The organism is Bacillus sp. FSL K6-1366 (assembly GCF_037976695.1).
Lineage (GTDB): Bacteria > Bacillota > Bacilli > Bacillales > Bacillaceae > Bacillus > Bacillus subtilis.
The window spans coordinates 1,782,748-1,797,272 of record NZ_CP150268.1 but is presented as its reverse complement, the minus strand read 5'-3'; the positions used below and the strand labels follow the sequence as shown (position 1 = coordinate 1,797,272).

General features: G+C 45.1%; 17 protein-coding genes. 14 read left to right on the top strand and 3 right to left on the bottom strand.

Annotation, left to right across the window (positions count from 1 at the left end):
* Positions 1-51: 51 nt before the first annotated feature.
* The 8 genes from MHI44_RS09435 to MHI44_RS09400 all read left to right on the top strand — a co-directional run bounded on the left by MHI44_RS09435 (position 52) and on the right by MHI44_RS09400 (position 8,051).
* Positions 52-1,341 (top strand): UDP-N-acetylglucosamine 1-carboxyvinyltransferase, encoded by a 1,290-nt coding sequence (locus tag MHI44_RS09435; protein ID WP_003227628.1) that lies wholly within the window; start codon positions 52-54, stop codon positions 1,339-1,341.
* 30 nt (positions 1,342-1,371) lie between these two features.
* On the top strand, positions 1,372-2,337 hold the full coding sequence (gene glpX, locus MHI44_RS09430) for a class II fructose-bisphosphatase (protein WP_003242962.1): 966 nt from the start codon (positions 1,372-1,374) through the stop codon (positions 2,335-2,337).
* Between the two features lie 214 nt (positions 2,338-2,551).
* On the top strand, positions 2,552-2,713 hold the full coding sequence (locus MHI44_RS09425) for a hypothetical protein (RefSeq protein WP_003227632.1): 162 nt from the start codon (positions 2,552-2,554) through the stop codon (positions 2,711-2,713).
* A gap of 30 nt (positions 2,714-2,743) precedes the next feature.
* Positions 2,744-4,027: a transcription termination factor Rho gene (gene rho / locus MHI44_RS09420; protein ID WP_003221939.1), complete on the top strand. Its 1,284-nt coding sequence runs from the start codon at positions 2,744-2,746 to the stop codon at positions 4,025-4,027.
* A gap of 119 nt (positions 4,028-4,146) precedes the next feature.
* Positions 4,147-4,347, top strand: coding sequence for a 50S ribosomal protein L31 (gene rpmE / locus MHI44_RS09415; protein ID WP_003151132.1), 201 nt, complete (start codon positions 4,147-4,149; stop codon positions 4,345-4,347).
* Between the two features lie 88 nt (positions 4,348-4,435).
* Positions 4,436-5,023 (top strand): thymidine kinase, encoded by a 588-nt coding sequence (locus MHI44_RS09410; protein ID WP_024572668.1) that lies wholly within the window; start codon positions 4,436-4,438, stop codon positions 5,021-5,023.
* A gap of 289 nt (positions 5,024-5,312) precedes the next feature.
* Entirely contained in the window at positions 5,313-7,010 is a 1,698-nt protein-coding gene (gene malS / locus MHI44_RS09405; protein WP_003244309.1) for an oxaloacetate-decarboxylating malate dehydrogenase, read from the top strand.
* An 81-nt stretch (positions 7,011-7,091) separates the two neighbouring features.
* On the top strand, positions 7,092-8,051 hold the full coding sequence (locus MHI44_RS09400; RefSeq protein WP_003242497.1) for an AEC family transporter: 960 nt from the start codon (positions 7,092-7,094) through the stop codon (positions 8,049-8,051).
* Positions 8,052-8,084: 33 nt separating this feature from the next.
* Here MHI44_RS09400 and racA read toward each other — a convergent pair whose 3' ends face one another.
* Both racA and MHI44_RS09390 read right to left on the bottom strand, forming a co-directional pair.
* Positions 8,085-8,639: a chromosome-anchoring protein RacA gene (racA, locus tag MHI44_RS09395; protein WP_015251007.1), complete on the bottom strand. Its 555-nt coding sequence runs from the start codon at positions 8,637-8,639 to the stop codon at positions 8,085-8,087.
* A 121-nt stretch (positions 8,640-8,760) separates the two neighbouring features.
* Positions 8,761-9,147: a VOC family protein gene (locus MHI44_RS09390; protein WP_015251008.1), complete on the bottom strand. Its 387-nt coding sequence runs from the start codon at positions 9,145-9,147 to the stop codon at positions 8,761-8,763.
* 125 nt (positions 9,148-9,272) lie between these two features.
* On the opposite strand from MHI44_RS09390, the gene prfA reads away from it, so the two are divergent.
* From prfA to MHI44_RS09375, 3 genes are read left to right on the top strand one after another with little or no spacing between them, the layout of a single operon-like run.
* The gene (gene prfA / locus MHI44_RS09385) at positions 9,273-10,343 is read left to right on the top strand and encodes a peptide chain release factor 1 (protein ID WP_003227645.1); all 1,071 of its coding nucleotides are present in this window, start codon (positions 9,273-9,275) and stop codon (positions 10,341-10,343) included.
* 1 nt (position 10,344) lies between these two features.
* The gene (prmC, locus tag MHI44_RS09380; RefSeq protein ID WP_041850424.1) at positions 10,345-11,211 is read left to right on the top strand and encodes a peptide chain release factor N(5)-glutamine methyltransferase; all 867 of its coding nucleotides are present in this window, start codon (positions 10,345-10,347) and stop codon (positions 11,209-11,211) included.
* 59 nt (positions 11,212-11,270) lie between these two features.
* Positions 11,271-11,558 (top strand): DUF5316 family protein, encoded by a 288-nt coding sequence (locus MHI44_RS09375; RefSeq protein ID WP_003244050.1) that lies wholly within the window; start codon positions 11,271-11,273, stop codon positions 11,556-11,558.
* 16 nt (positions 11,559-11,574) lie between these two features.
* On the opposite strand, the gene MHI44_RS09370 is transcribed toward MHI44_RS09375, so the two are convergent.
* Positions 11,575-11,937 (bottom strand): UPF0715 family protein, encoded by a 363-nt coding sequence (locus tag MHI44_RS09370; RefSeq protein ID WP_014478265.1) that lies wholly within the window; start codon positions 11,935-11,937, stop codon positions 11,575-11,577.
* Between the two features lie 140 nt (positions 11,938-12,077).
* Between MHI44_RS09370 and spoIIR the strand changes: the two genes are divergently transcribed.
* The 3 genes from spoIIR to MHI44_RS09355 all read left to right on the top strand — a co-directional run bounded on the left by spoIIR (position 12,078) and on the right by MHI44_RS09355 (position 14,459).
* Complete coding sequence (spoIIR, locus tag MHI44_RS09365) at positions 12,078-12,752, top strand: stage II sporulation protein R (RefSeq protein ID WP_003227654.1); 675 nt, start codon at positions 12,078-12,080, stop codon at positions 12,750-12,752.
* A gap of 66 nt (positions 12,753-12,818) precedes the next feature.
* On the top strand, positions 12,819-13,262 hold the full coding sequence (locus MHI44_RS09360) for a hypothetical protein (protein WP_217024057.1): 444 nt from the start codon (positions 12,819-12,821) through the stop codon (positions 13,260-13,262).
* Between the two features lie 156 nt (positions 13,263-13,418).
* Positions 13,419-14,459: an L-threonylcarbamoyladenylate synthase gene (locus MHI44_RS09355; RefSeq protein WP_217024059.1), complete on the top strand. Its 1,041-nt coding sequence runs from the start codon at positions 13,419-13,421 to the stop codon at positions 14,457-14,459.
* The last annotated feature ends 66 nt before the right edge of the window (positions 14,460-14,525 follow it).

Below are 14,525 nucleotides of genomic sequence, written 5' to 3'. Positions count from 1 at the left end.
AATGACATTTTATTTAGCTCCGCAGCTATCTTCTTATGGAAGGAGACTATCATGGAAAAGTTGAATATTGCCGGCGGTGACTCGTTAAACGGTACAGTACATATCAGCGGCGCTAAAAACAGCGCTGTTGCGTTAATACCTGCAACCATTTTGGCAAATTCCGAGGTGACAATTGAAGGGCTTCCAGAGATTTCAGATATTGAAACGCTGCGTGACCTGTTAAAGGAAATCGGCGGCAACGTGCATTTTGAGAATGGGGAAATGGTTGTTGACCCTACGTCGATGATCAGCATGCCGCTTCCTAATGGGAAAGTAAAAAAGCTTCGCGCGTCATATTATTTAATGGGGGCGATGCTTGGCCGCTTCAAGCAGGCGGTCATTGGATTGCCTGGCGGCTGTCACTTAGGGCCCCGTCCGATTGATCAGCATATCAAAGGCTTTGAAGCACTCGGAGCTGAAGTAACCAATGAACAAGGCGCCATTTATTTGCGAGCTGAAAGGCTGAGAGGCGCACGGATTTATTTAGATGTCGTAAGCGTTGGGGCAACGATTAACATTATGCTCGCCGCTGTTTTGGCAGAAGGGAAAACGATCATCGAAAACGCTGCCAAGGAGCCTGAGATCATTGACGTCGCGACATTGCTTACCAGCATGGGCGCCAAAATCAAAGGTGCGGGCACCAATGTGATTCGAATCGACGGCGTGAAGGAACTGCACGGCTGCAAGCATACGATCATTCCGGACAGAATTGAGGCCGGGACATTTATGATTGCAGGGGCTGCAATGGGCAAGGAAGTCATTATCGATAACGTCATTCCCACTCATCTAGAGTCGTTAACGGCAAAGCTGAGAGAAATGGGCTATCATATCGAAACAAGCGACGACCAGCTTCTCATTGTCGGCGGGCAGAAGAACTTAAAGCCGGTTGACGTCAAAACCCTCGTATACCCGGGGTTTCCGACTGATTTACAGCAGCCGATGACGGCGCTCCTGACAAGGGCGAAAGGGACGAGTGTCGTCACAGACACCATCTACTCGGCAAGATTCAAGCACATTGATGAGCTGAGACGAATGGGTGCCAATATGAAAGTAGAAGGCAGATCTGCCATCATCACAGGTCCTGTCGAGCTTCAAGGCGCAAAAGTGAAGGCAAGTGATCTGCGTGCCGGAGCCTGCTTGGTGGTAGCCGGACTGATGGCTGATGGCGTCACGGAAATTACGGGACTGGAGCATATTGACCGCGGATACAGCAGCCTTGAGAAGAAGCTTGAGGGGCTTGGAGCGACAATTTGGCGTGAAAGAATGACTGACGAAGAAATAGAACAGCTTCAAAATTCATAATGGTTTCTTGTGAGAGGAGATCGTGTTGAAATGGAAAGAAGTTTATCAATGGAATTGGTACGTGTGACAGAAGCTGCGGCATTGGCATCAGCAAGATGGATGGGCCGGGGAAAAAAAGATGAGGCTGATGAAGCGGCAACAAGTGCAATGAGAGACGTTTTTGATACAGTGCCGATGAAAGGGACCGTTGTAATCGGTGAAGGGGAAATGGACGAAGCGCCAATGCTGTATATCGGGGAAAAACTCGGAAACGGGTACGGACCTCGCGTTGATGTCGCAGTTGACCCTCTTGAAGGCACAAACATCTTAGCAAGCGGCGGCTGGAACGCGCTGACGGTTATCGCGGTCGCAGACCATGGCACGCTTCTGAATGCTCCTGACATGTATATGCAAAAAATCGCAGTCGGTCCGGAAGCGGTGGGCTGCATTGACATCGAAGCACCTGTCATTGACAACCTTAAAGCGGTGGCAAAAGCGAAAAACAAGGACGTTGAGGACGTCGTTGCCACAATTTTAAACCGTGAAAGACACGCAAAAATCATTTCCGAGCTTCGTGAGGCCGGCGCCAGAATCAAATTGATCAATGACGGCGATGTCGCAGGCGCCATCAACACGGCTTTCGACCACACGGGCGTTGATATCCTGTTCGGATCAGGCGGCGCTCCTGAGGGTGTGCTTTCCGCTGTTGCGCTAAAAGCACTCGGCGGAGAAATCATTGGTAAACTTCTTCCGCAAAGCGAAGAAGAAATCACTCGCTGTCACAAAATGGGCCTTGATTTAAGCAAAGTCCTTCGCATGGAAGACCTTGTGAAGGGTGATGACGCGATTTTTGCAGCTACAGGGGTTACTGACGGCGAGCTGTTAAAAGGAGTTCAATTCAAAGGCTCTGTCGGTACAACTGAAAGCTTAGTTATCCGTGCAAAATCGGGCACTGTTCGTTTCGTTGACGGCAGACACAGCTTGAAAAAGAAACCAAATCTTGTAATCCGTCCATAACAAACAGAAAAAGCGGGTGTGAGCCCGCTTTAACTTTTGCAGAAAAGCGTCAACTCTATCAATTCCGTGTCAAAACCTTATTTCAGTTGAATAATTTTTTGAAATAAGGTAAAAATAAAGAGTGCTGCGAATTTTACTGCGTAATACCTTCTTTTAAGCACTAGGAAAGTTTCAATTTCTACCGCATACAGACGATATAAGTATTGATCTTCTCATGTTTTTGTCCTCGCTTCCTTCAAAACTCATTAAGACAATCCTTTTAACAAAAGCGCCGATCATGGGTGGAAGTGTTACCGATAGAAGTTCCTTTATGTTAAAAAAAGAATGTGCTTTGGCGGATGTTGTGCAAAAGCAGCAGATGACATGTTCAGAGTAAGATATTGACTATGAAAAGCGTGGTGTTTTTATGAAAGACGTATCTATTTCCTCTTTGGAAAATATGAAATTGAAAGAGCTTTATGAACTTGCAAGACATTATAAAATCTCCTATTACAGCAAACTGACAAAAAAAGAACTCATTTTCGCCATTCTGAAAGCGAATGCAGAACAGGAAGATCTGCTGTTTATGGAAGGCGTTCTCGAGATCATCCAGTCTGAAGGTTTCGGATTCCTGAGACCGATCAACTACTCTCCAAGCTCAGAAGACATTTACATCTCAGCTTCACAAATCCGCCGTTTCGATTTGCGGAACGGAGACAAAGTATCTGGCAAGGTTCGCCCGCCAAAAGAAAATGAGCGTTACTATGGACTTTTGCACGTTGAAGCAGTAAATGGGGATGATCCCGAATCTGCAAAAGAGCGTGTGCATTTCCCGGCTCTTACGCCACTTTACCCGGATCGTCAAATGGTGCTTGAAACAAAGCCGAACTTCTTGTCTACAAGAATTATGGACATGATGGCGCCGGTTGGATTTGGGCAGCGCGGATTGATTGTTGCGCCGCCGAAAGCCGGAAAAACGATGCTGCTGAAGGAAATTGCCAACAGCATTACAGCGAACCAGCCTGAAGCTGAGCTGATCGTGCTTTTAATTGACGAAAGACCTGAGGAAGTAACCGATATCGAGCGCTCTGTAGCTGGGGATGTCGTCAGCTCAACGTTTGATGAAGTGCCGGAAAACCATATCAAAGTGGCCGAGCTTGTGCTTGAACGTGCAATGCGTCTCGTGGAACACAAAAAAGACGTCATTATCCTGATGGACAGCATCACACGGCTTGCCCGCGCCTACAACTTAGTGATTCCGCCAAGCGGAAGAACGCTTTCCGGGGGGATTGACCCAGCGGCGTTCCACCGTCCGAAACGCTTCTTCGGGGCTGCGAGAAATATCGAAGAGGGCGGCAGCTTAACCATCCTTGCTACGGCTCTGGTCGATACAGGTTCACGTATGGATGATGTCATTTATGAAGAATTCAAGGGAACAGGCAACATGGAGCTCCATCTTGACCGCTCTCTTGCCGAGCGCCGCATCTTCCCTGCCATCGATATCCGCCGTTCAGGAACGCGCAAAGAAGAGCTGCTTGTGCCTAAAGAGCATCTTGATCGTTTATGGTCTATCCGCAAAACGATGTCTGATTCACCTGATTTCGCAGAAAAGTTCATGAGAAAAATGAAAAAAACCAAAACAAACCAGGAATTTTTCGATATTCTCAATCAAGAATGGAAACAGGCAAATCTATCATCTGCAAGAAGGTAAATTGTATTTGCAAAAGAAGTAAATCACTGATATAATTTTCTCATATGCGTTTCGGACAAATGCTCCGAAATAATAACTCTGTTTCCACACGGGATTCAGGGCGGAAGGAGATGGATACAATGAAAGCAGGAATTCATCCTAATTTCAAAAAAGCAACAGTTAAATGCGCTTGCGGAAATGAATTTGAAACAGGCTCAGTAAAAGAAGAGGTACGCGTTGAGATTTGCTCTGAATGCCACCCATTCTACACTGGCCGTCAAAAATTCGCTTCTGCTGATGGTCGTGTTGATCGCTTTAACAAAAAATACGGTCTTAAGTAATAATAGATTTCTCAACAGGCAAGCAGCAGTCTTGCCTGTTTTTTATATTGTCTAAAACACAGCTGGCAGAGAGAGGGGAGCGAAGCCTATGTACATAATGAAACAAAGCGGGTGGCTTGAGCTGATTTGCGGCAGCATGTTCTCGGGGAAATCTGAAGAGCTGATCAGAAGAGTGAAGAGAGCGACTTACGCCAAGCAGGAAGTCAGGGTATTTAAGCCTGTAATTGATAACCGATACAGCGAAGCTGCTGTTGTCTCCCATAATGGAACATCGATGACGAGCTATGCCATTTCGTCTGCTGCGGACATTTGGGATCACATCAGTGAAAGTACAGATGTGGTTGCGGTTGATGAAGTGCAGTTTTTTGATCAGGAAATTGTTGAGGTTTTATCATCTCTTGCCGATAAAGGCTACCGTGTGATAGCAGCAGGCCTTGATATGGATTTTAGGGGAGAGCCGTTCGGTGTCGTCCCGAATATCATGGCGATTGCGGAAAGTGTGACAAAGCTGCAAGCCGTCTGTTCTGTTTGCGGATCACCGGCGAGCAGAACACAGCGCCTCATTGACGGCAAACCTGCTTCTTACGATGATCCGGTCATTTTGGTTGGTGCATCTGAATCATATGAAGCAAGATGCAGACATCATCACGAAGTCCCAGGTAAATCTAAAAAATAGTCCAAAACATGGGTATAAAGATAGAATGCACCGGCTAAAAACACCGGTGTTTTTTTTATATTCTGATAATATTCAATTAAAAAATTTAAATAAGTATATTAAAAAATTAAGTAATTTTCTTCTCTTGAATTTTGATTTTGACAGGCATACAATAGCTTACGTAATGTAAATAGTTTTGAGACATTGTTCGAATAATTGTCACAAAGTCGCATAAAGATCATGATCGGTCATATTTTAGATGGGTTATTACTTAACTTGGTTAACTATTTCAAGAAAGAAGGAGATTTGCTTGAATAACATAAAAAAAACGAAAGAAGGCCACTTAGAAACAACTCTTAGAGGAAAAGAAGTTTTATCTATTCCTACTTTAAATAAAGGCGTTGCTTTTTCACTAGAAGAAAGACAAGAACTCGGCTTAGAAGGGCTTCTGCCGCCAACTGTACTTTCTCTTGATCAACAAGCACAACGCGCGTACGAGCAATTCCAAGCGCAGCCTGACCGCCTTCGTCAAAATGTTTACTTAAGTGATCTTGCAAACCGTAACGAAGTTCTTTTCTATAAATTGCTGAAAAACCATCTTCGCGAAATGCTTCCTGTTGTGTACACGCCAACAGTTGGTGAAGCGATTCAGGAATACAGCCATGAATATAGAAGACCTCAAGGAATCTACTTGTCAATCGATAACATTGACGGTATTGAAAAAGCGTTTGAAAACCTTCATGCGACAGCAGGCGATATTGATCTTATCGTTGCTACTGACTCCGAAAGCATTCTCGGTATCGGTGACTGGGGTGTAGGCGGTATTAATATCGCAATCGGTAAATTGGCTGTTTACACTGCTGCAGCTGGTATTGACCCTAGCCGTGTTATCCCGGTTGTGCTTGATGTCGGTACGAACAACGAAAAACTTCTAAACGATCCTTTATATATTGGTAACAAGCATGAACGTGTTCAAGGTGAACGCTACGAAGCTTTCATTGACGCTTATGTAAAAGCTGCATTGAAATTCTTCCCTAAAGCGCTTCTTCACTGGGAAGACCTTGGCAACAAAAATGCACGCAACATCATGAAAAAATACAATCATGAAATCCTGACATTTAATGATGATATTCAAGGTACTGGCGCGATTACACTTGCAGGTGTGCTTGCCGCTATGAAGAAAACCGGCGCTTCTATTAAAGATCAGCGTGTTGTTATCTTCGGTGCTGGTTCTGCTGGTATCGGTATTGCTGACCAAATCCGTGACACAATGGTGCTAGCCGGATTATCTGAAGAAGAAGCTAACAAACGTTTCTACACACTTGATTACAGAGGCTTGCTGACTGAAGACATCGAAGGCATCCTTGATTTCCAAAAACCTTACCTTCGCAATGCGGATGAAGTGAAAGACTGGAAGCGCGATGAAAAAGGTCAAATTCCATTCGATGAAGTGGTTCGTCAAGCGAAACCAACAATCTTGATTGGTACTTCAGGGGTTTCAGGTGCATTCACAGAGGAAATTGTAAAAGAAATGGCATCTCACGTAGACCGTCCGGTTATCATGCCGATGTCTAACCCGACTCACCTTGCTGAAGCTGTTCCTGAAGATCTGTTCAAATGGACTGACGGAAAAGTGCTTATTGCAACAGGAAGCCCATTTGACAATGTAGAATACAACGGTGTTTCTTATGAAATCGGACAATCTAACAACGCATTCGCGTTCCCTGGTCTTGGACTTGGTTCAATTGTAGCTGAAGCGCGTATCATTACACCTGCTATGTTTGCTGCAACTGCTGATGCGATTGCTGAAATGGTTGATCTTGAAACACCTGGAGCAGGATTGCTTCCAAGCATTGATAAGCTTCAAGAGGTTTCTATCCAAGTTGCGATTGCCGTTGCTGAAGCAGCAATTAAAGACGGCGTGGCAAATCGTCAGCCTGAAGATGTGAAACAAGCGGTACTTGATGCAATGTGGACACCTGAATACAAAAAAGTCATCGCGAAATAATTAGCGAGTAAATTTTTCTGTCCGAGGGAAAGCTTTTTGTAAAGCTAAAGTATACGGACATAGGATTTGGAGGAGAATATTTTGAGCATCTTAGATATCTTAATCCTCCTGGCGCCGATCTTCTTTGTTATCGTGCTGGGTTGGTTTGCAGGACATTTTGGAAGTTATGATGCCAAGTCGGCAAAAGGGGTAAGTACGTTAGTAACGAAATACGCACTTCCAGCTCACTTTATCGCTGGTATTTTGACAACTTCCAGAAGTGAATTTTTATCACAAGTACCTTTAATGATTTCTTTAATTATTGGGATTGTTGGTTTCTATATCATCATTCTTTTGGTTTGCAGATTTATTTTCAAGTATGATTTAACGAACTCATCTGTATTTTCTTTGAACTCTGCACAGCCGACATTCGCATTTATGGGTATCCCGGTATTGGGAAGCTTATTCGGAGCGAATGAAGTTGCGATTCCGATCGCGGTCACAGGTATCGTGGTTAACGCGATCCTTGATCCGCTCGCGATCATTATCGCTACTGTTGGTGAGTCTTCTAAGAAAAACGAAGAGAGTGGCGACAGCTTCTGGAAGATGACAGGAAAATCAATCCTGCATGGTCTTTGTGAGCCGCTTGCAGCTGCTCCGTTAATCAGTATGATTTTAGTGCTGGTTTTCAATTTCACTCTTCCTGAGCTGGGTGTTAAAATGCTTGATCAGCTTGGAAGCACAACATCTGGTGTTGCTCTCTTTGCTGTCGGTGTTACCGTTGGTATTCGTAAAATTAAACTCAGTATGCCGGCTATCGGTATTGCGTTACTAAAAGTTGCGGTTCAGCCTGCGTTAATGTTCCTGATTGCTCTTGCTATCGGACTTCCAGCTGACCAAACAACAAAAGCAATCCTTCTTGTTGCATTCCCTGGTTCTGCCGTTGCAGCCATGATTGCGACTCGTTTCGAGAAACAAGAAGAAGAAACTGCAACTGCGTTTGTGGTCAGTGCGATTCTGTCATTGATTTCACTTCCAATCATTATCGCGCTTACTGCGTAACAAAAAAAGCTCCCTTTACGGGAGCTTTTTGCTTTAGGTTTGAAATTTGAACAGTGACAGCAGCGGTTTTTTTCTTGTTTTGGTTTTTTCAGAAGCAGCAGCAGTCTCGGGGATCGGCTGAGCGGTGAATTCTTTCATTTGTGAGGTCAGTGATTGCAGATCTGCAAGAATATCATCGATTTCTCTGCGGTGCTGAAGCAGCTGGTAAGATACACCTTCATCGGCTTTTTGTTTCAGCTGGCGTTCCAGTTCCGACATCCTTGCCATCAATTCGCTTTCGTCCTGCCTTTGCTGTAAAAGGGTGTCCAGCTTTTGTTCAAGCTGCTCGATTCTTCGTTCTGTGTCGCTACTTGTTTTTTGGACAAGGAAACCTGTGCGCTTTTTAGCGCTTTTCGGCAGATGAATATCCTGAATCGCCGTGCCTTCAGAGATTTGTTTTTGAACGGATTTTAGAACCTTCACGTCTTCTGCCGTGAACGAATAGTGTCCGAGCTCATTGCGTTCGGCCGGAAGATTCAGCTGCTTCACCCACCGCTGCACCGTTTTTGCGGAGACGCCGAGTTCACTTGCTACCATATTTGTATTCATGATCCCATACCTCCTTTTAAGCTAGGTATTCGACCATAGAATGCGGTTCCCTTCCCGTTAGACAAAACAAGAAAAGATTCGGCAAAGAAAGTGGGTATCTCCTTTTTTTCTTCAAAAACTGTTATTGTTCATACAGTTCTAATGGAAGCTGGTCAGGATCAAAAAAGAAGGTGAAACGCTTGCCGGTCAGCGGATCTGTTCTGATTGGCTCTGTTTCGATTCCTTTTTCATGAAGCTCCTGAACCGCCTTATCCAAGCTGACGACTGTAAAGGCGAGGTGACGCAGGCCTGCGGCTTCAGGCCGGGTTTGTCGTTCGGGCGGATCGGGAAACGAGAACAGCTCAATGACATACGAGCCGTTAAGCGACAAATCAAGCTTATAGGAGCCGCGCTCTTCGCGGTACGTTTCTTGAATCACCTGAAAACCAAGCTTATGTACGTAGAAAGCTTTCGACTTTTCGTAATCTGAACATATGATTGCAATATGATGTATGGATTTCAGCAACATCATCCCTCCTCGAATTCCAGTATAGCAGAGGGGGCTTTTCCAGCTGGGATTGAAATGCTTTTGACTGGGGTTAATCACTATACTATAATGAGAATGTTACGCACAGGAAAACAGAGGTGAAGACCGTGTTAGACCGTTTAAAATCAATTGAAGAACGATACGAAAAATTAAATGAGCTTTTGAGCGATCCAGAAGTAGTCAACGATCCGAAAAAGCTAAGAGAATATTCAAAAGAGCAATCTGATATACAAGAAACAGTTGACGTATATAGACAATACAGAGATGCGTCAGAACAGCTGGCTGATGCAAAAGCGATGCTTGAAGAGAAGCTGGACGCTGAGATGCGCGATATGGTGAAGGAAGAGATTTCTGAACTTCAGAAGGAAACGGAAACACTGTCAGAACGGCTGAAAGTGCTCTTGATCCCGAAAGATCCTAATGATGATAAAAACGTTATTATGGAGATCCGCGGAGCCGCGGGAGGCGAGGAAGCCGCTTTATTCGCGGGCAATCTGTACAGAATGTATTCCCGTTATGCTGAGCTTCAGGGCTGGAAAACAGAGGTCATGGAAGCGAATGTAACCGGAACGGGCGGCTACAAAGAGATCATCTTTATGATTACAGGAAGCGGCGCGTATTCTAAACTCAAATATGAAAACGGCGCCCACCGCGTACAGCGTGTTCCGGAAACAGAATCAGGCGGACGCATCCATACATCCACTGCAACAGTGGCATGTCTTCCTGAGGCAGAAGAGGTAGAGGTTGACATCCATGAGAAGGATATCCGTGTCGATACGTTTGCTTCAAGCGGACCGGGCGGACAAAGCGTTAACACAACAATGTCTGCAGTTCGTCTGACTCACTTGCCGACAGGTGTAGTTGTATCATGCCAGGATGAAAAATCTCAAATTAAGAACAAAGAAAAAGCAATGAAGGTTCTCCGTGCCAGAATCTATGATAAATTTCAGCAGGAAGCCCAGGCTGAATATGATCAAACACGGAAATCAGCAGTCGGATCTGGTGACCGCTCTGAACGTATCCGCACATACAACTTCCCGCAAAACCGTGTGACGGATCACAGAATCGGTTTGACGATTCAAAAGCTTGATCAGATTCTTGAAGGAAAACTTGACGAAGTGGTTGAAGCGCTGATTGTTGAAGATCAGGCAAGCAAGCTTCAGCAGTCGGAAGGTTAAGATGAAGACGATATTCGAAGCCCTGAAATGGGCTTCTTCTTATTTAACCGAAGCGGGAAGAGAAGAAAATGCTGCCGAGCTCCTATTGCTTTATGATACCGGAATGGAGAGAAGCAAGCTGCTCGCAAGCTTACAGGAACCGATTGGTGAAGACGAGCTGTATCGCTTTAAGCGTCACGTTGAGATGCATAAAGAGGGCGTGCCGGTTCAATACATTATAGGAAAAGAGTTTTTTTATGGACGGGAATTTATGGTGAATGATGATGTGCTGATCCCGCGGCCGGAAACTGAAGAAGTTGTCTTTCATTTGCTTGAAAAATATCGGAGTGTCTTTTCTGAAGACGGCAAGCTCGAAGTTGTTGACGTTGGTACAGGGAGCGGCGCAATAGCCGTCACGCTTGCGCTTGAAAACCAAAACTTTTCTGTGTCGGCGGTCGATATTTCGAAAGAGGCGCTGCAAGTCGCCTCTGCCAATGCAGAAAAACTCGGAGCAAATGTGCGCTTTTATCAGGGCGATCTGCTTGAGCCTTTTATTAAGGCGGGAAAAAAAGCGGATATCATTGTCTCAAACCCGCCATATATTTCAGAGGAAGAAATGGCTGATCTATCGGAAATTGTCCGTTTTCATGAGCCGCTGCACGCACTCACCGATGGCGGAGACGGGCTGAAATTTTATAAGCGGTTTATGGAAGACATTCCGCTTGTTATGAAGGATAAAGTATTTGTCGTTTTTGAAATCGGCTGGAAACAGGGAGCGGCGGTCAAAGACCTGATCCTCAAGGCGTTTAAGGGGGCGGAAGTGGAAGTGCTGAAAGATATTAATGGAAAAGACAGAACCATATGCGCTCTGATTCATAAAAATAAATAAGCAGCTTGCTGGCGAGTGAATGGATCAAGCTGTTTAACACCAGCAAAGGGGATGTAAACATGAAAAAGGCCCTGACAGCAGGAATCCTGCTCATTGCGATTGAGAGCATGATTGGCACCATTTTTCCGCAGGCTCTTTCATATGAAGCGATTTTTGGCGTTGCGTCTCTCGTTTTAGTGGGGCTCGCGATCATTACATCGGGTTTGGCTGTAAGCGGAAGCGATCAGCGGGCAAACTACCATTCAGAAACCAAAGAAGGCCGTACATCTCGCATGAAAATGGCGGCCGCTTTCTTTGTTGCGGCGATACCTTCCATTCTATGTTATTTACTGACGATTTTGTTTTAATAAAAAAGGAAGCCTCTTAGGCTTCCTTTTTTTGCAGTAAAACAGAATCCCATATCCAATAGATAAGAGCTGTTAATACAGCGAAAAGATAAAAGGCTGTATTTTGAAACAGAGATTGTCCCGAAGGCTGAAGCACGCCGAAAATGATCGCGTTGGCAATAAAAGCAGCGGCAAGGTAATACAGCAGATACAAAGGGCTGAAACGTTTCGGCTTTTTATTCATCATGATTTGAAGCGGCAGTGCGAAGATCAAATAAGGAAACAGAAAATAAAATGCCATTGTGATGAGAGCGGCAATGATAAATGAATGAATATAAATTACTGAATAAAGAACGGACATCGTGAATGCTGATAACAGCACTGTATAATTGTATTTCATCTTAAACCTCCTAAAACACTATCGTACCATAAATAAGATTAACAGCTTGCTAGATTTTTTTCACCCTGCACGTTTATCCCAGGCTCTCCTTGTCCATAATAGGGCTAGAAACAAAGCACGGAGAGGAACGGTGGGGACCGATGAAAAAAACAGTAATCATTTGTATATATATCTTTCTTTTATTATCCGGAGCGCTCGTAGGGCTGGCAAAAGAAGAGACGGCACAAAAATCGGAAAATCAGCCGGTGGTCATACCTGATCAGGCGATTCGTTTGAGAATACTGGCAAACAGCGATAGTGATCAAGACCAGCAATTAAAACGTCATATAAGAGACGCGGTGAATAAAGAAATCACAACTTGGGTAAAGGATATTACTTCTATTGAAGAAGCGCGTCGCGTGATTCGTTCAAAGCTGCCTGAAATCAAAGCAATTGCAAAGGAAACAATGGAGAAAGAAGGAGCGAATCAGTCGATATCCGTTGATTTTGACAAAATCTCGTTTCCGACAAAGCTTTACGGCAACATGGTATATCCCGCTGGTGAGTATGAAGCGATTTTGATTACGCTTGGAAACGGAGACGGCGCCAACTGGTGGTGTGTGCTGTTCCCGCCCCTCTGCTTTCTTGATTTTTCTAACGGGGAAGCCGTCAAAGAACAAGAAGATAAAGAAGCCTCAAAAAAGCAGACTGAAAAAGTGCTTGAGGACGTAACCGCTAAAGCGGAAAAAGCCAAAAAAGAAGAGAACGAAGAAAAAGAAGACGGCACAGAAGTGAAATTCTTTTTAGTCGAATGGATTTCCGACCTTTTTTCCTAATCATCTGGTCTAAAAATAGATTTGCCTCATAGATTGGAAGAAAGAACGCAAAAACGGGGTGAACGGATGTTTTATCAACTGCGGGTGGCAAGGGAAAAAGACGGAGATGTGCTCGAGGCATTTTTAAAACATGCAAAAACCAGCTATGAAGGCGTGAAAGAAGGCTTCACTCAATTTCTTATGCTGGAGGACAGTGAGAAAAACATTGCCGGATGCCTCGGTATTGAAAAAATAAGCTGTGACCAGGGGCTGCTGCGATCACTTGTCATATCGGACAAGCTTCACCAAGGCCACATCGTCACGCTTTTTCAAAGCATGGAGGTGCTGTGCGAAAAGCATCAGATCAAAACCGTGTACCTAGTAGCAAATCAGCATTCCTCTGCGGATTTTCTGACGGCCATGGGTTTTGAAAGAGCTGAGAGTGTACCGGAGGAGCTGTTTTCTTCTGATCACTTCTGTGAATCGCGGCAAACAGAAGGGGCCGTTTTGATGAAAAAAGCGTCTGGATAAGTGCAGTTTATACACATACTTATCCACTTCTTTATTAGCGTTGTCCACAATTTGTGGATAACGCTTGTTTTATTACAGGACATCTTTTATACTTTCAAAAGGATTACACGCGTAAAACAATCGTTTTATTGTTGTGAATAAGGAGTTTGGTCAGAAATGAAAACGAAAAGATGGTTTGTGGATGTAACTGACGAGTTATCCACAAATGATCCACAAATTGCACAAGCAGCCGCTTTGCTCCGAGAAAATGAGGTCGTTGCCTTTCCGACAGAAACAGTATATGGCCTAGGCGCAAACGCAAAAAATACGGATGCTGTCAAAAAAATATATGAGGCGAAAGGGCGGCCGAGCGATAATCCCCTGATTGTCCACATTGCGGATATCAGCCAGCTTGAGGATTTAACGGGCTCAGCGCCGGAAAAGGCGAAAACATTGATGAAACGGTTTTGGCCGGGAGCACTTACGCTCATTCTGCCTTGCAAACCTGGTGCGCTTTCACCTCGTGTAACGGCAGGTCTTGAAACGGTTGCCATTAGAATGCCGGATCACCCGCTTGCCCTTGCATTAATTCGCGAATCGGGACTGCCGATTGCAGCACCGAGCGCCAATCTATCAGGCAAGCCAAGTCCCACAAAAGCGGAGCATGTGGCTCACGACTTGGATGGCCGCATAGCCGGCATTATGGATGGAGGCCCTACCGGAATCGGGGTCGAATCAACCGTGCTTTCATGTGCGGACGACATCCCTGTTCTTCTGCGTCCGGGCGGCATTACGAAGGAACAAATTGAATCGGTGATCGGGCCGATCCATGTGGATAAAGGGCTCAGCGACCAAAACGAGAAGCCGATTTCTCCAGGGATGAAATATACACATTATGCGCCGACAGCGCCGCTTACCATTTGCGAAGGCAGCCCAGAGCGCATTCAGCACCTCATTCAAGAATATCAACAGGGCGGAAGACGGGTCGGCGTCCTGACGACAGAAGAAAACGCGGGCGTTTATTCCGCTGATTATGTAAAGAGCTGCGGAAGACGGGCTCAGCTTGAGACTGTTGCGGCAGGGCTGTATGATGCTTTGCGCAGCTTTGATGAGAATAAGGTGGATTTCATTATTGCGGAATCCTTTCCGGACACGGGTGTCGGTCTCGCTATTATGAACAGGCTGATGAAAGCCGCCGGAGGAAGAGTGATTCGCTGAAAGCAGTCAGATGTTCTAACCCTTTTTGGACACGCATAGGCTAAAAAAGCGGGGCGTGTCCAAGGG